Origin of the sequence: Rhizobium sp. ZW T2_16 (assembly GCF_044987325.1) — a bacterium.
GTDB lineage: Bacteria > Pseudomonadota > Alphaproteobacteria > Rhizobiales > Rhizobiaceae > Neorhizobium > Neorhizobium cellulosilyticum.
Window position 1 is genome coordinate 80,187 of sequence record NZ_JBJDRG010000009.1, and the last position, 14,919, is coordinate 95,105.

A 14,919-nucleotide genomic window follows, 5' to 3' on the forward strand; every position below is an offset into this window, starting at 1 on the left:
TGCTCCTATCTTCAATTCAAAACATGGGAGGAATGCATTTGAACGTCAGGATCGACGAAGTTGAGCTGTTTGGTTCACCCGGGCTAAATCGTATCAGCCGAAAGGCCGGGTTGAAGCCCGCCAGTTACCGAGAACGTCATCGTGGAGCCATTTACGGTCGTAATGCGAAAGTTCGCCAATAATGGTGTCATCGCAGATCCGAGCGAAATCGGGGTCCGGCAAGCTCGACGCCGCCGGTTCACTCACCCATCAGCAGCCGCTCCGCCACGCGCAACCCCTGTGGCTCGCCAAACCGCGTGCATCTATCGTGACAAGAAAGGTCCCGTCATCCGATCGCTTCGATGTCATTGTGGTGGGTGCGGGAATCGGCGGCGCCCTCATGGCCCACTCACTCTGCGGCAAAGGATTGCGCATCCTGACGATCGACCGCCGCCATCCGGTTCGTGGTAGCAGCGGTGCGAGCACTGCCATGATCCAGCATGAGATCGATGTCCCGCTTCATCGTCTCGCTCGAACGATCGGTCACGAGAAGGCTTCACGCGTCTGGCGCAGGTCGGCAGGTGCAGTCGAGGAGCTGAAGAGTCTCATTCGGGATCTCGGCATCAACTGCGACTTCCAGTCGCGGCACACGCTTTTTCTCTCCGGGCAAGAGCTTGGCACGCGAGCGTTGAAAAGAGAGGCGCAGGCTCGCCAAGAGGTGGGAATCCTGGCCGAATATCTCGATCGGGCGGCGCTCCTGGAGCGTTATGGCATCAACCGAAGTGGAGCGATCAATAGCGCGATCTCCGCATCGTCAAATCCTGTGCAGATGACAACGGGCATTTTTCGCGTTGCCAGGCGACAGGGGGTGGAAGTCAAAGGCGGGCTGGAGGTCACCGATGTTCGCGAGGGCGGCGATAACGTCATCGTTGCGACAGATCAGGGGAAGATGATTGAGGCGGCCCACGTCATATTCTGCAGTGGATACGAGTTTCTCGAATGCCTGAGAAATCCACGCCACAAGCTCATGTCGACATGGGCCTTGGCTAGCAAGCCAAGGCTGAAACGACCTGACTGGCTGGATAAATACCTCGTATGGGAGGCCTCGGACCCTTACCTCTACTTTCGTTCCACATCCGATGGACGCGTCATCGTCGGTGGGGAGGACGAGAAAGGTGAGGCTGCCTATCTCGACCCGACAAAGATCGAACACAAGACAGCGGTCCTTGTCGAAAAGCTGGCTGATCTGACCGGGATTTCGCTCGGCAAACCTGATTTTTCCTGGTCGGCCGCGTTCGGCGTCACACCTGACGGGCTTCCGATGATAGGGACTGCGCCAGGGATGAGCCGGATCTTTGTATCAATGGGATTTGGAGGGAATGGCATTACGTTTGCAAAAATTGCGGCAGACCTGATATCCGCCGCGGTTCTCGGCCACCAGGACGTCGATTGGGATCTGTTTCCCCTTCGGTAGCCTGGAACGGTTGCTAGGTGTGGCGATGCGCTAGCAGCGCACCGCGTCGAATTCTTCGGCATTTTGACTAATTGAATTTGAGCGCGGACTTGAGCGGGACAGTCAGCGCTACCGATCCATCTGGTCTGACGACCTCAAGAGAGTCACCATCGATGATCTTCCCATTTTTGACCTTGTCTGCAAGAATCTCTCGGGCCGAACTAACGGCGTAATCATGGGCTTCATCTAACGTCGTGAATTCCGAGCCGTCCGGATCCTCGGTGAGAACGCCATCCTGCCTGATATGAAAGAAATATTTCTGCATGAAACCTCCTTCGCGGCTGTCTTAACCATGGAAAGTGGTGAACGTTCCAGTCTTGTTTCACCGTTCATCTGAGTGGTGCAGCGTTGCCGAACGCGCGATAAGTGTCACGACTTTGGGGTCACCACCTCCGATGCCGGGGCGGTTTCAGTCTCTCCGGGAGCCGAATACGTAGTAACCAGCGAGCAAGAGCCCGATAACGAAGATTATACTGACGAACACATACATCCTTGATCGAGCTTTACCACCTGTACTCATGTTCTTCCTCATCTTCCATCCATATTGGTAACATGCGGATGCGCCATGAGATGCGCTGAGATATAGCCGCTAGAGGCAGCTCCCACTCCAGTAGGGACGGCCGGCTGCGTGTTTGCACCACGTTGCGACCGGCGCGAAGCGCGATGTCTGGTCGAACCGCCAGCTCTTTTGCCAATTGACGGAGAACGCGGCGCGGCCTGTTTCGTGGTGCAGGACGAAACAAGGCTGTTGGATGACAGACTTGCAGGGAACGACCGAAGCTCTCGTTTCAGTGCGCAACCTGACCCGTACCTTTGACGTTAAGGGAGGGCAATTCGGGCAGTCGCGATCACAGGTGCATGCGCTGCAGGATGTAAGTTTCGACGTCTTTCCCGGCGAGACGCTATCGATCGTCGGCGAGTCCGGTTCGGGAAGATCGACGCTCGGCATGAGCCTCCTGCAATTAACGCGCCCGACCTCCGGCTCCGTCTGGTATCGCGGCAAGGATATCATCAAGAACACTGCAGCAGAGAACCGGGCCATGCGGCGTCACCTGCAGATCGTTTTCCAAGACCCGTTCTCGACGCTCAATCCGCGCGCAACGGTCGGCTCCGCCATCGCGCTTCCGCTGCTGCATCATGGCCTTGCGACACGGGAAACAGTTCGCGACCGCGTCCATGCAATCCTGTCGGACGTGGGATTAGGCCCGTTATTCGAAAACCGTTATCCGCACGAATTGTCGGGCGGCCAAGCCCAATGGGCGGCGATCGGCCGGCCGATTGCCTGCGAACCGGAATTCATTGTCTGCGACGAGGCGATCTCGGCGCTGGACGTTTCCGTGCAGGCGCAGATCATCAACCTGCTTGTTGACCTGCAGGAAAAGCGTGGCCTGACATACCTGTTCATCGCCCATGACCTCAGCGTCGTGCGCCATATCAGCGACAGGGGCGCAGTGATGAAAGCTGGCAGGATCGTTGAAATCGATGTCCCGCAACGACTGTTTACGAATCCGCAGGATGCATACACACGGGCACTGATTGCGGCCACGCCGGTTTTCGAAGATCGGCGAAGCCGATAACCGTCTCGTGAAAGGAGGCAGCGATAGTTACGCCAAGATAGTCAACGAGGGAACGCCGTGCCTCGTGTATGATATCGCCGTAATGATGACGGTCTTTCGCTTTTGCCACATAGCGCCGAGGATGCCCGGATCTCATCGTATGAAGGATGGTACGTATGAAAACGGCAGAGGCTGCGCAGGCTGCGAACACGACCACCGATTTTGCGGCGCATGTCGCCTCGAAACTGGTGACCGCCAATCTTGCTGAATCAGGGCGTGGTCGAAGCGGGCATGGACGGGGTTAAGAGCCGCAATACTTTCTTAAGCGATGCTGACCAAACCGCATAACCCGCCGCATTCATGTGGACCAGATCGGGCAGATAGTATCGGAACATCGGCAAGCCGTTCTCGCCGATCAGGCCGGTACCGAGCTCAATCCACGAGGTGTCATCCCGGCCGCCGCACCAGTCGCTTGCCAGCCGGTTGAACAAATCGAACTCGTGCCGATAAATCCAGCGTGCCGGGCTGTGCTTGATCGATAAAACAAAAACCTCCGACTGCGGAATGACGCGCGAAATCCGCTCTCTAAGATCCTTCAGATGGCCAAGCGTCGTATGGGCGGTGAGGCCATCACTGGCGATATCGTTTTCACCAAAATAGAGCGCTATCCTGCTTGGTCTCAGCGGCGTCAAAAGCTGATCCATGTAGTGGATGCCTGAAAGAAATGTACCTCCTCCGAAACCCAGGTTAACGACGTCCAGCGAGCCTAGATCTTCTGTGATGGAACTCCAGATACGGAAGGAAGACGAGCCATAAAAGGCGATCGGATTGGCAGGAAGGCCGACGCGCTCAAGTCGCGTCAGCACCGTGATGATATCGTTTTCGTGTCGACCTGTGCCGATACTGACTGGAAAATCGTACATATTTACCCTCGGACATTTGGTTAGAAGCTTTTCACCGGCGAGCTGCCGCCTTGCTGCATCGCGTCTATGAAAGCGAGCGACGCATTACATCGAGCGCGCCACGGTTCAGGACGTCGTCGGCACCCAGGGTAATCTTGAGATCGAATACAGTCGCGGCGATCAAATAAAGGTCGGTGAGACCGTCATTCCCAACAATGGTGGCCTCGTCACCTTCCGAATACCAGCCAGCCTCGCGCGCCTGCCTGAACTCTTGGCCAATTACCATGCCGTGGACATAGGACCGCAATTGATCCGCGGTAAGCCTTCCCACCAGTCCGCCGGTCCGCGCCGAAAACAGCAGGGAGAGCATCGCCGAGGAGCTCTTCGCCTCTTCAAGCCCCCGGAGATAGGCTTCCGGATCATCCACCGGTGGCTGCGTTGCACCGCGGGCGATGAAGGAATTGTTCAAGAGTAGCGCAAAGATTTCGCCGGTCACAAAGGTTTGAAAGCTGTCTATACGGCCGGCTTTTACCTTGGTCCACTTGCTGTGGGTCCCGGGGATGATGATTGTTGCGTCGTCAGCCAGCCCGTGTCCGGCAACCTGAATTTCCTCACCGCGCATGACGTCGGGGAAGGGCCTGCGTGAGGGATCCGTCAGGCCCGGCAGAAACACCAGATCAGATCCGTTCGGCAAGGATTTCCGCAAGCTGCCTGCAGCAAGCTCAGCCGGACCTGCAGGGCAGGGCACGTAGGGAACTTCGATCCAGCCGTTGCGGCTGGTGATCATCCCGAGTGCGGCAATGGGCAAGGCTCCGTGAGTGGACAGCCATGGAGCAAGCGCCGTCATCAGGACCGCTTCATGGTCGCCCTTGCTGAGCTTCGAGATACCTTGGGGCGTCTCGATGTTCTCCATTTCGTTGCCGTCGTCATCGATCAGCGTTGCTCGAAAGGAAGTGGTTCCCCACTCGACGACGATTGCCGCTGTTTCTGCTGCCATGTCGTGAGCCTCCTCCGCTCATTTCATCTGGGGGCTTGTCATAGGGCGCAAGCATATGTAGTGTCAATTAGTGAATTCATGGTGTCACATTATGATACTTCATTGGGAGGTGAAGAGATGGCAACTGGTCTGAAGGGCATCTTGCCTGTCCTGCCAACGCCCTTTTTGGCGAATGGCGATGTTGATGAGGCGGGGATGTCGCGGCTGGTGCAGTTCGCCCTCGATCAGGGTGTGGATGGTGTCGTATTTCCTGGTTTCGCCAGCGAGGTGGAAAATCTCACCACAGAAGAACGTGCGGGACTTTTGAAGATCGTCGTTGCCAGCGTGGCGGGCCGGGTACCCGTGGTTGCCGGCGCAAGCGCCGCTGATTGGCGCGACGTGGTGGAGCATGGCCGGATCGCGGCAGGCCTCGGTATTCGCCATCTGATGGTACAGCCACCGAAGTCGGTAGGAACCGATGCAGCGGCCCTTATCGAATTTCTTGGCAAGGTGGTCGAGGCGCTGCCGGACGTGGAGATCATCCTCCAGAATGCGCCGGCCCCTCGCGGTTCAGATCTGTCGCCGCAGGCGATCGTCGAGATCATCCATGCCTTGCCACATGTTTCCTATGTGAAAGAAGAGACGCTGCCGGCAGGGCCGGCGATCAGCCACATCATCGCCCATGCGCCGGAAAGCCTGAAAGGCGTCATCGGTGGCGGTGGCGCGCGTTATATTCTCGACGAATATGCGCGCGGCGCGACTGCGGCCATGCCGGCCTTGGAGATTGCCGGCGAACATGTGGCGATTGACCGGGCGCTTGCCGCCGGCAGGCGCGATGAGGCCCGCCAAATCTATGTTCGCACTCTGCCGCTTCTCGTCCTGCAGGCGGTTTATCGCATGCGGTTGACCAAGTATGTATTGGCGCGTCGAGCCGTGATCGAGGGCGTCGGTGTGCGCGCTCCTACACCGGAACTCGACGCCGCGGCCATTGCGGACATTGATGCAAACCTGGTTGAACTCGGCCTTCTGGCTCCGGAGGCTGCATGAACAGCCCCGTCGAAACCATTGAGGTTTTTACTCTCACCCAGCCGCGCAAGGTGCCCTATCTCGGCGCATTGCGGGAAGGTGAGGTAGTTAACCCGAACGGTTATATCGTCCGCAAGGGTAACCGCACGGTCTATCCCACCTTCGACCGCAGCGTTCTCGTCCGCATGACGACGCGGGCCGGTACGGTTGGATGGGGTGAAACCTACGGTATCGTCGCGCCCGGTGCCGTTGCCGCTCTGATCAACGATCTTCTTGCCGGCTTCGTTATCGGTCGTGACGCGTCGGACCCGTCCGCGATCTACGACGATCTCTACGACATGATGCGGGTCCGCGGTTATACCGGTGGCTTCTACGTTGATGCACTGGCAGCCCTCGATATCGCGCTGTGGGACATTGCGGGTCAGGAAGCGGGAAAATCGGTTCGTGATCTGCTCGGCGGGGGCGTCGAAAGCTTTCCTGCCTATGTCTCCGGTCTGCCGGAGAAGACGCTCCAGGCCCGCGGCGAGCTGGCAAGATACTGGCAGGATCGGGGGTTCGATGCCTTCAAATTCGCAACGCCTGTGGCCGATGACGGCCCGGCTGCGGAAATGGAGAACCTGCGCAAGGTTCTCGGACCCGCGGCGAAGATTGCCGCCGACATGCATTGGAACCAGACGCCGGAGCAGGCGCTTGAACTGATCGCCGAGATGGCGCCGTACGATCCGTGGTTTGCCGAGGCACCTGTCTGGACCGAGGATATTGCCGGTTTGGAAAAAGTCTCCAAGGGTACGGATATTCCAATCGCAGTCGGCGAAGAATGGCGCACCCATTGGGACATGCGTGCCCGTATCGAGCGTTGCCGCATTGCTATCGTACAGCCGGAAATGGGGCATAAGGGCATTACCAATTTCATCCGCATTGGTGAACTTGCCACTGATCACGGTATCGACGTAATCCCGCATGCCACGGTCGGCGCCGGTATATTTCTGGCCGCGAGCCTGCAGGCGTCATCGACACTGCCGACGCTCAAGGGGCACGAATTCCAGCATTCGATCTTCGAGCCAAACCGTCGTCTTCTCTCAGGTGACATGGATAGCCGCGAAGGTCTCTATCATCTGCCATCCGGGCCTGGACTTGGGGTGAAGCCATCGGAGGTGGCGCTCGGTCTGCTTGAACGTATCTGAATTGGTTCTTTGGAGGAGGAAGCCATGAACAAGAGAGTGAAAAGACTGGCGCTCGGCGCCGCGACTGCAGCTTTGATGACGATGGGCGGCTTTGCACCGGCCATGGCCGATACGGTATTGAAATTCATTTCCTGGCAGACCGACGACGCCGGAACCGGTGATTGGTGGCATTCGGCCATCGCCGAGTTCGAGAAGCAGCATCCGGGCGTGAAGATAGAGTTCACCAAGGCTGAGCGCAGCTCCTATGCCGATACGATGACCACGCTGTTTGCCGCGAACCAGCCGCCGCAGATCGTCCATCTCGCCTCGTTCGAATTCCAGATGTTCGCAGACAGCGGCTGGCTGGAGCCACTCGACCCCTGGCTGAAGAAAGACGGCATCGACATGACCGGCTGGGCCGGCCAGAAGACGTGCGAATGGAACGGCGAAACCGTCTGCATCATGACGAACTATTTCGGTTTCGTCATGGCCTATAACAAGAAAATCCTCGATGAAGCCGGCATTGCCGTGCCGAAGACCTATGACGAATTCCTGGCCGCGGCAAAGGCGACGACCAAGGATCTTAACGGCGACGGTATCATCGACCAGTTCGGCACGGGACATGAGACGAAAGGTGGTCCGGGCCAGTATCTGACCGAGATGCTGAACTACATCATCGACGCGGGCGCCTATTGGACCGACAAGGAAGGCAATATCACAATTGATACGCCTGAGATGGTCGAGGGGCTGACGCGCTGGAAGACTGTGATGAAGAGTGGCATCAGTCCGGTCGACATGAGCGCCAGTGATGTGCGCAAGCTGTTTGCCGATGGCAAGATGGCCATGCGCCTGGACGGACCGTGGCTTTACGGCACAACTGAAAAGGGTTCGGCCAAGAGCGATATAGTCTATGCCGCGCCGCCGCTGACGCCGCCTCTTGGTGGATCATCGAATGTGCTGGCCATGCCGTCCGATATTCCCGATGACCAGAAGCAACTCGTCTGGGATTTCATCAAGCTGACGATGACGCCGGAATTCCAGCGCAGCTATGCGACGATGGGCGGAAACACGCCGCCAAGCCCGAAGGCCGATGTCTCCGGCGTGGAGAAGACCATTCCGCATTTCCCGGTGCTGCTCGCGACAATGAAGGCGGCATCCGAGAAGGGGATAGACCGCGTGCCGATCGGCCTTGAGCTCTATTACAACGAGTTCAGCAAGATGATCATGGAGGAGAGCCAGCGGATGATTATCCAGGATCTCGATCCGGCGGCAGTAGCCAAGACCATGCAGGCAAAGGCCGAAAGCATCAAGGGCTGACCCGCTATCAGGGCATGGTTCGCCCAGCGGGCCATGGGCAACTCAAAGCATTCGTAGGAGACCATCATGACCGATACCGTTCAGGCGGGGCGGCGCAAGTTCTTTGACCTTGCGCGTCCCAGCCGGCAGCATCTTCTCGGCTATATCCTGATCGCCCCGGCGGTGCTGATGGTCGCTGCCATCATCGTCTGGCCGCTGATCCTGGCGATTGACCTGTCCTTTCAACAGGTCAAAATCCCGAGGCTCGGCGGCGCCAGCCGGCCGTTCTCAGTGAGCAACTATGTGTGGCTGTTTTCGTCGCAGGAATTCTGGCTGGCCTGCTGGGTGACGGTCAAGCTTGTGGTCGTCGTGACCGCCGGTAGCGTTGCGGTTGGCTTGAGCACGGCGCTTCTCGTCAACAACCGTTTCGAGGGCCGCACGGTTGCCCGGCTCGGCATGGCGCTGCCCTGGGCTGTGCCGGAAATCATCGCGGTCGTCATCTTTGCCTGGATGTTCGACACCTCGTTCGGTCTGTTCGGCTGGCTGGCGATAAAGCTTGGCTCCACCGACCAGATGATCCCTTGGGTCAGTAGTTCGACAGCGGCTTTCTGGGCTGTTGCGATCACCATGGTATGGAAGGGTTTTCCCTTCGTCTCGATCATGTGCCTTGCGGGCCTGCAGTCGATCCCGTCCGATTATTACGCCGCCGCCAAGGTGGATGGTGCAAATACCTTTCAGCGGTTCCGCTGGATCACCATGCCGCTTCTGATGCCAGTTCTGGGCGTCACGCTGGTGCTCACGCTGCTCTGGGTGTTCCGGGACTTTTCCATCATCAAGGTCCTGACCGGCGGCGGCCCTCTGCGTTCAACGCAGACACTGTCGATCATGACCTACGATCAGGCCTTCCAGTATCACAATTTTGGCCGTGCCGCCGCTGTCGGTGTGCTGACGCTGGTCATCTGCATCATCGCCAGCGTGCTGATGCTCGGTCGACGTTCGAAATCTATCTATTGAGGAGGCCTTGATGAGACGCACACTGGCACAAAGCCTCGCACTTTATGCAACCGTGATCTTCACGCTGGTGATGATCCTCTTCCCGGTCTACTGGCTGCTGGTCACGGCGCTGTCCACCACCGACGAACTTTACCGTCTTCCACCGACTTTCTGGCCGGATAATCCGCAATGGGATGTATTCGCCCGCGTCTGGGCGGCAAAGCCGATCCTGCTCTGGCTGTGGAATTCGATGCTGGCGGCGGTGGGTTCCGTGGCGCTTTCCATGCTGGTTTCGGTCAGTGCCGGTTATGCGTTGTCGCGTTATTCGATGCGCGGTGGTGCAACGATGGGGCTTTTCGTCCTCACCGCAAAGATGCTGCCCGCCACGCTGCTGGTCATCCCCCTGTTCTCGATCTTTTCAAGCTTCGGCCTGATCGGAAGCCTCTGGACGCTGGTGCTCGCACATTCAACCATGATCATTCCCTTCGCGACATGGATGCTGAAAGGGTATTTCGACACGATCCCGAAAGAGCTTGAACAGGCGGCCATGGTTGATGGATGCTCGCCGATCGGTGCCATGGTGCGTGTCGTCCTGCCGATCGCAACCCCGGGTCTGGCTGCCACAGCACTTTATGCCTTCGTGCTCAGCTGGGCCGATTACGCCTATGCGCGGACATTCCTGGTCAATTCCCCCGACAACTGGACGGCCAATCTCGGCATCACCACGATGCAGGGCGAATATGTCACCTACTGGAACGACATCGCCGCCGCATCGGTGTTCATCGCTCTGCCGATCATCGCAATCTACCTGTTCCTTGAACGTTATTTGGTCGGCGGCCTTACCGCTGGCGCGGAGAAATAAGCATGGCCAATATTTCAATTCGCAATGTCAGCAAGTCTTATGGCGCGCTGAACGTGCTCAGACCCTTTTCGCTGGAAATCGAAAATGGAGAGTTTGTTGTACTGGTCGGCCCCTCCGGCTGCGGCAAGTCTACCATGTTGAAGATCCTGGCAGGTCTGGAGCCTGCCACCGACGGTCAGATCTTCATCGGCGACCGCGAAGTGACCGATCTGGCGCCCGGCGATCGCGATATCGCCATGGTGTTTCAGAACTACGCGCTTTATCCCCATCTGACGGTGCGCCAGAATATTGGCTTTGGCCTTAAAATGCGGGGCACCGACAAAACCGAGATCGACCGGCGTGTCGATGATGCGGCGCGTATCCTGGAAGTAACTCCCTATCTCGACCGTAAACCCAAGGACTTGTCGGGTGGTCAACGCCAGCGTGTGGCACTGGGGCGTGCCATCGTACGCCAACCGCAGGCATTTTTGATGGATGAGCCGCTGTCTAATCTCGACGCCAAACTGCGTGTCCATATGCGCGCTGAAATCGGCGCTCTGCATAAGCGTATCGGCGTCACCACCGTCTACGTGACCCATGATCAGGTCGAAGCGATGACAATGGCTGATCGCGTTGTCATCATGCAGGGAGGGATAATCCAGCAGATTGCCGCACCTGACGAGTTGTTCAATAATCCTGCCAATCTGTTTGTTGCCGGCTTCATAGGCTCGCCGGGCATGAACTTCCTGAATGCGGAACTGCGCGACGGCAAGCTTACCGCTTTTGGCCAGCAGATTTCACTTCCGCGAGCCACCAGCGGTCAGGGGCCGGTGGTGGTGGGCCTTAGACCGGAACATCTCGTTCTGGGCGATGCCCCCGTCACCTTTGGTGTAAGGCCAACACTCGTCGAAAGCTTGGGATCCGAAAAGTACGTCTATTTCGACGCCGAAGGCGCCCGGATCGCTGATGGTGAAGAGGGCAAATCCAAGGGGCTGATTGCTCGCGTATCGCATACGGGCAGCCTGCCGCGGGACGAGGAGATCAGGCTTGGCTTTGATCCTGCTCAACTCTACCTTTTTGATCAAAAGACGGGTGAACGGCTATGATCCTTGTTACCGGATCGTCCGGGCGTGTCGGCCGCGCCGTAGTTGCAGCCTTGCGCGACAAGGGCCGGATGGTGCGGGGGTTTGATTTGCGTCCATCGGGAACAGGTGGAGACGAAATTATTGGCTCGCTTGAGGATGCAGACAGACTGGCGGAGGCTACTCACGGCATCACCGATATCCTGCATCTCGGCGCATTCATGTCCTGGGCTCCGACGGACCGTGATCTCATGTTTGCTGTGAATGTCGAAGGTACGCGCCGCCTGCTGGATGCCGCCTCGGCTACTGGCGTACGTCGTTTCGTGTTTGCCTCTTCCGGTGAGGTATATCCTGAAAACCGCCCGGAATTCCTGCCGGTAACCGAAGACCATCCGCTCAAGCCGAATTCACCCTATGGACTGAGCAAGCTGCTCGGCGAAGAACTGGTGCGCTTTCACCAGCGGGCCGGCTCGATGGAAACGGTGATCCTGCGTTTTTCGCATACGCAGGACGCTTCCGAATTGCTGGATGAAGACAGTTTTTTCTCCGGTCCACGCTTCTTCCTGCGCCCACGCATCCGCCAGCAAGAGAGTTTCGGGAACACGGCTGTCGCCGATCTTCTGAAGGCGAAGGATATCGGAGTGCCGGCCCATGTGTTGGCGCGCAACGAAAATGGCCGGCCGTTTCGAATGCACCTAACCGACACCCGTGACATGGTGACCGGCATTCTTCTTGCGCTTGATCATCCCAATGCGGCCGGCGGCACATTCAACCTGGGTGGAAATGAACCGGCGGATTTCGCCGAACTTCTGCCGCGTATCGCGACGTTGACCGGTCTGCCCATCGTGCCAGTCGATTTTCCCGGTGAGGGCGTTTATTACCACACCTCGAACAAGCGTATCAGAAACACGTTGGGGTTTGAGGCGGAATGGACGATCGACCGGATGCTGGAAGAGGCCGCCGCAGCAAGGCAGCGACGCCTCGCCGGGGAGAAGAGGCAATGAAACCTGAGACACCGGGTGGCACAGCAGCACTGGCGAAAGGCCTGACCCTTCTGGACATGGTTGCCGATGCGCCCGAGCCTTTGCGTTTTGCTGAACTCCTGCGCGCGTCCGGCCTGCCAAAACCCACATTTGCCCGTATCCTGCGCACTTTGATCGCCTATGGGCTGGTGCGCCAGGACGAAGCCCGCGGCACCTATGTCCTTGGCCAGCGGTTTCTCGAAATGTCCCACAAGGTCTGGGAGAGTTTTGATCTGGTCTCCGCTGCTACACCGGAGCTCGAACGGCTGGCGGTCGAACTCGGCGAGACAGTCGCATTGTGCCGGCTGGATGGCGTTATGGCGCAATATCTGGCCGAACGCTCGCCCAATGGACTGTCAGTGCGTGTTGAAGTTGGCCGCCGCGTGCCGCTGCATTGTACCGCTCCCGGCAAGGCCCTTCTCGCATTCCAGGACCCCGCGGTGGGACGGTCACTTACGGAACGCCTGACGCTGGACCGCCAGACGCCGCAGACGATCACTACTCTTGAAAGTTTGCAAGCTGATCTGACCCTGACGAGGGCACGCGGTTATTCGATTTCCTATGAGGAGCATCTGCTGAGTGTGAATTCAGTCGCTGCCCCCGTGATGGGACGCGACAACACGCCGATCGGTGTGCTGGTGGCACTCGGCCCTTCATCGCGTCTTGAGGCATCCAATATTCACCCGGTGGGGCGCGAACTGATCGCGGCCGCCCGTCGCATAACCGGTGCTGCAGGCGCCGTTGCCATCAGCTCGCGGCCCCGGCCACGCTCCACGACCGGGAAGCCTACGGCCGAGCTGAGCTGCATTCTGCCTTGGGGAGCTCAGCTGGGCGAAAGTCCGGTCTGGCATGAGGCCGAGAATGCGCTCTACTGGGTTGATATCCTTCACCCCGCCGTTCACCGTTTTGATCCTGCAACGGGTCGCAACGACACCTGTGAAACGGGCAAGCTTGTCAGCGCTGTCATTCCGGTCTCCAAGGGACGCCTGTTGGTTGCATCTCAGGACGGACTGGAATGGCTTGATTTTGCCTCCGGCCGCCTTGCGCCTTTTGTCAATACGGAGGCCGACCTTGCCGGCAACCGGCTGAACGACGCAAAATGTGGGCCGGATGGAGCGATCTGGGTTGGTTCGATGCGTATCGATGCCTCCAAGCAGACCGGTGCGCTCTATCGCATCGATGAAACTGGTGCGTTTGAACGCAAGGAAGGTGGCATCATCGTTTCCAATGGCCTTGGCTGGAGCCCGGATGGCCGAACTTTCTATTTCGTCGATACGGTGCCAGGTCTGATCCACGCCTACGATTTCAATCCCGCGACCGGCACGCTCTCGGCGCGTCGGGAATTTGCCCGCATTCCGGTCGCCGATGGTCGGCCCGATGGTCTTGCCGTTGATGCGGAAGGCGGCGTCTGGTGCGCAATCTGGGATGGATGGTGTGTGCGACGTTACCTGCCCAATGGCAAGCTGGATCAGGTAATCGACATGCCCGTGCCGCGGCCGTCGAGCATCGCATTTGGCGGACCGGACCTTTCCACGCTGTTCATCACCAGCGCACGCACACGCCTGCCTGCGTCGACACTGGCCGATGCGCCACTATCCGGCGGCTTGTTTTCCTGCCGTCCCGGTGTTGCCGGTGCGCACATTTCATTGTTTGGGGGAAATAATGAATCTTGAAACCCTCTTTGGTTTGAAGGGGCGCACGGCACTCGTCACCGGTTCCAGCCGCGGCATTGGCGCGGCCATCGCGGAAGGACTGTCGGCTGCAGGAGCACATGTCATTCTGCATGGCACCAAAGCCGGCGGAGCGGCTCTCGTGCACCAACGCATTGTCGAAAACGGTGGCACGGCACACGAACTGGTGAGCGACCTGTCGGCACCTGGTGCCGGCCGCGATCTGATCGAGCAGGCCGAAGACATCGCTCCCGTCGATATCCTGGTCATCAACGCCAGTGCTCAGATCAACGCAACTTTGCCGGATCTGAAGCCGGAGGATTTTGCTTTTCAAGTGGCGGTGAACTTCGGTTCGACCGTGGACATGTTGCAGACGGCACTGCCACTCATGGCTGCCCGCAAATGGGGAAGGGTGGTCTCCATCGGTTCGATTAACCAGCTTCGTCCAAAAGGTGTCGTAACCGCGTATGCGGCAACGAAAGCTGCACAACACAACCTCATCCAGAGCCAGGCGCGGGACTATGCGATGGACAATGTTTTGCTCAACACGCTTGCTCCCGGCCTGATCGATACCGACAGAAATGCCCATCGACGCGACGATGATCCGGAAGGATGGGCTGAATATGCCCGCACGCTGAACTGGATGGGACGGGCTGGTCGGTCTGAAGAAATGGTCGGCGCGGCAATCTTCCTTTCATCGCAGGCCTGCAGTTTCATGACTGGCGAGGCCGTTTTCCTGACCGGCGGTTATTGATGGATCTGCAGGCAAACTAATCGACCTGCGCCAGCGCGGACCGGCGGTTCATATCCCATCAAGACCTAAGTGCGCGGCTCGATTGGCAGGACATGAGACTGAGAACTGGCTTACGCCAGTTCCAGCAGGTGCATAATGGAGTATCC

14 protein-coding genes are annotated in these 14,919 nt (G+C 58.4%); 11 read left to right on the top strand and 3 right to left on the bottom strand.

The window, feature by feature from the left end; translation table 11 throughout:
* Nucleotides 1–181 precede the first annotated feature (181 nt).
* The gene (locus tag ACI3K0_RS20245; protein ID WP_404946093.1) at nt 182–1,453 is read left to right on the top strand and encodes an NAD(P)/FAD-dependent oxidoreductase; all 1,272 of its coding nucleotides are present in this window, start codon (nt 182–184) and stop codon (nt 1,451–1,453) included.
* A 67-nt stretch (nt 1,454–1,520) separates the two neighbouring features.
* Here ACI3K0_RS20245 and ACI3K0_RS20250 read toward each other — a convergent pair whose 3' ends face one another.
* Nucleotides 1,521–1,757: a DUF6894 family protein gene (locus tag ACI3K0_RS20250; protein WP_404946094.1), complete on the bottom strand. Its 237-nt coding sequence runs from the start codon at nt 1,755–1,757 to the stop codon at nt 1,521–1,523.
* A 487-nt stretch (nt 1,758–2,244) separates the two neighbouring features.
* Here ACI3K0_RS20250 and ACI3K0_RS20255 point away from each other — a divergent pair, with 487 nt between their 5' ends.
* Entirely contained in the window at nt 2,245–3,069 is an 825-nt protein-coding gene (locus ACI3K0_RS20255; protein ID WP_404946095.1) for an ATP-binding cassette domain-containing protein, read from the top strand.
* A 248-nt stretch (nt 3,070–3,317) separates the two neighbouring features.
* Here the strand turns inward: ACI3K0_RS20255 and ACI3K0_RS20260 are convergent, their stop codons facing one another.
* Both ACI3K0_RS20260 and ACI3K0_RS20265 read right to left on the bottom strand, forming a co-directional pair.
* Entirely contained in the window at nt 3,318–3,971 is a 654-nt protein-coding gene (locus ACI3K0_RS20260; protein WP_404946096.1) for a GDSL-type esterase/lipase family protein, read from the bottom strand.
* Nucleotides 3,972–4,035: 64 nt separating this feature from the next.
* Nucleotides 4,036–4,947 (bottom strand): 2-dehydro-3-deoxygalactonokinase, encoded by a 912-nt coding sequence (locus ACI3K0_RS20265; RefSeq protein ID WP_404946097.1) that lies wholly within the window; start codon nt 4,945–4,947, stop codon nt 4,036–4,038.
* A gap of 117 nt (nt 4,948–5,064) precedes the next feature.
* Here ACI3K0_RS20265 and ACI3K0_RS20270 point away from each other — a divergent pair, with 117 nt between their 5' ends.
* The 9 genes from ACI3K0_RS20270 to ACI3K0_RS20310 all read left to right on the top strand — a co-directional run bounded on the left by ACI3K0_RS20270 (nt 5,065) and on the right by ACI3K0_RS20310 (nt 14,773).
* Nucleotides 5,065–5,973, top strand: a complete 909-nt coding sequence (locus ACI3K0_RS20270; protein WP_404946098.1) for a dihydrodipicolinate synthase family protein — start codon at nt 5,065–5,067, stop codon at nt 5,971–5,973.
* On the top strand, nt 5,970–7,136 hold the full coding sequence (locus ACI3K0_RS20275; RefSeq protein WP_404946099.1) for a mandelate racemase/muconate lactonizing enzyme family protein: 1,167 nt from the start codon (nt 5,970–5,972) through the stop codon (nt 7,134–7,136). Before ACI3K0_RS20270 ends, ACI3K0_RS20275 begins: the two co-directional genes overlap by 4 nt.
* Before the next feature lie 24 nt (nt 7,137–7,160).
* On the top strand, nt 7,161–8,432 hold the full coding sequence (locus ACI3K0_RS20280; RefSeq protein ID WP_404946100.1) for an ABC transporter substrate-binding protein: 1,272 nt from the start codon (nt 7,161–7,163) through the stop codon (nt 8,430–8,432).
* Between the two features lie 66 nt (nt 8,433–8,498).
* Complete coding sequence (locus ACI3K0_RS20285) at nt 8,499–9,425, top strand: carbohydrate ABC transporter permease (protein ID WP_404946101.1); 927 nt, start codon at nt 8,499–8,501, stop codon at nt 9,423–9,425.
* A gap of 10 nt (nt 9,426–9,435) precedes the next feature.
* Nucleotides 9,436–10,266 carry a carbohydrate ABC transporter permease gene (locus tag ACI3K0_RS20290; RefSeq protein WP_148144203.1) on the top strand — a complete coding sequence of 277 codons (831 nt, stop codon included), beginning with the start codon at nt 9,436–9,438 and terminating at the stop codon, nt 10,264–10,266.
* Between the two features lie 2 nt (nt 10,267–10,268).
* Nucleotides 10,269–11,351 (top strand): ABC transporter ATP-binding protein, encoded by a 1,083-nt coding sequence (locus tag ACI3K0_RS20295; protein ID WP_404946102.1) that lies wholly within the window; start codon nt 10,269–10,271, stop codon nt 11,349–11,351.
* Nucleotides 11,348–12,331, top strand: a complete 984-nt coding sequence (locus ACI3K0_RS20300; RefSeq protein WP_404946103.1) for an NAD-dependent epimerase/dehydratase family protein — start codon at nt 11,348–11,350, stop codon at nt 12,329–12,331. The genes ACI3K0_RS20295 and ACI3K0_RS20300 overlap by 4 nt, the downstream gene beginning before the upstream one ends.
* Nucleotides 12,328–14,022 carry an SMP-30/gluconolactonase/LRE family protein gene (locus tag ACI3K0_RS20305; RefSeq protein ID WP_148144200.1) on the top strand — a complete coding sequence of 565 codons (1,695 nt, stop codon included), beginning with the start codon at nt 12,328–12,330 and terminating at the stop codon, nt 14,020–14,022. The genes ACI3K0_RS20300 and ACI3K0_RS20305 overlap by 4 nt, the downstream gene beginning before the upstream one ends.
* On the top strand, nt 14,012–14,773 hold the full coding sequence (locus tag ACI3K0_RS20310; protein WP_206827532.1) for an SDR family NAD(P)-dependent oxidoreductase: 762 nt from the start codon (nt 14,012–14,014) through the stop codon (nt 14,771–14,773). Before ACI3K0_RS20305 ends, ACI3K0_RS20310 begins: the two co-directional genes overlap by 11 nt.
* Nucleotides 14,774–14,919 lie beyond the last annotated feature (146 nt).

Bases quoted from the DNA above. Each gene is read 5' to 3' on its own strand.
- ACI3K0_RS20245 (WP_404946093.1), top strand. From the start codon at position 182: ATGGTGTCATCGCAGATCCGAGCGAAATCGGGGTCCGGCAAGCTCGAC.
- ACI3K0_RS20250 (WP_404946094.1), bottom strand. From the start codon at position 1,757: ATGCAGAAATATTTCTTTCATATCAGGCAGGATGGCGTTCTCACCGAG.
- ACI3K0_RS20255 (WP_404946095.1), top strand. From the start codon at position 2,245: ATGACAGACTTGCAGGGAACGACCGAAGCTCTCGTTTCAGTGCGCAAC.
- ACI3K0_RS20260 (WP_404946096.1), bottom strand. From the start codon at position 3,971: ATGTACGATTTTCCAGTCAGTATCGGCACAGGTCGACACGAAAACGAT.
- ACI3K0_RS20265 (WP_404946097.1), bottom strand. From the start codon at position 4,947: ATGGCAGCAGAAACAGCGGCAATCGTCGTCGAGTGGGGAACCACTTCC.
- ACI3K0_RS20270 (WP_404946098.1), top strand. From the start codon at position 5,065: ATGGCAACTGGTCTGAAGGGCATCTTGCCTGTCCTGCCAACGCCCTTT.
- ACI3K0_RS20275 (WP_404946099.1), top strand. From the start codon at position 5,970: ATGAACAGCCCCGTCGAAACCATTGAGGTTTTTACTCTCACCCAGCCG.
- ACI3K0_RS20280 (WP_404946100.1), top strand. From the start codon at position 7,161: ATGAACAAGAGAGTGAAAAGACTGGCGCTCGGCGCCGCGACTGCAGCT.
- ACI3K0_RS20285 (WP_404946101.1), top strand. From the start codon at position 8,499: ATGACCGATACCGTTCAGGCGGGGCGGCGCAAGTTCTTTGACCTTGCG.
- ACI3K0_RS20290 (WP_148144203.1), top strand. From the start codon at position 9,436: ATGAGACGCACACTGGCACAAAGCCTCGCACTTTATGCAACCGTGATC.
- ACI3K0_RS20295 (WP_404946102.1), top strand. From the start codon at position 10,269: ATGGCCAATATTTCAATTCGCAATGTCAGCAAGTCTTATGGCGCGCTG.
- ACI3K0_RS20300 (WP_404946103.1), top strand. From the start codon at position 11,348: ATGATCCTTGTTACCGGATCGTCCGGGCGTGTCGGCCGCGCCGTAGTT.
- ACI3K0_RS20305 (WP_148144200.1), top strand. From the start codon at position 12,328: ATGAAACCTGAGACACCGGGTGGCACAGCAGCACTGGCGAAAGGCCTG.
- ACI3K0_RS20310 (WP_206827532.1), top strand. From the start codon at position 14,012: ATGAATCTTGAAACCCTCTTTGGTTTGAAGGGGCGCACGGCACTCGTC.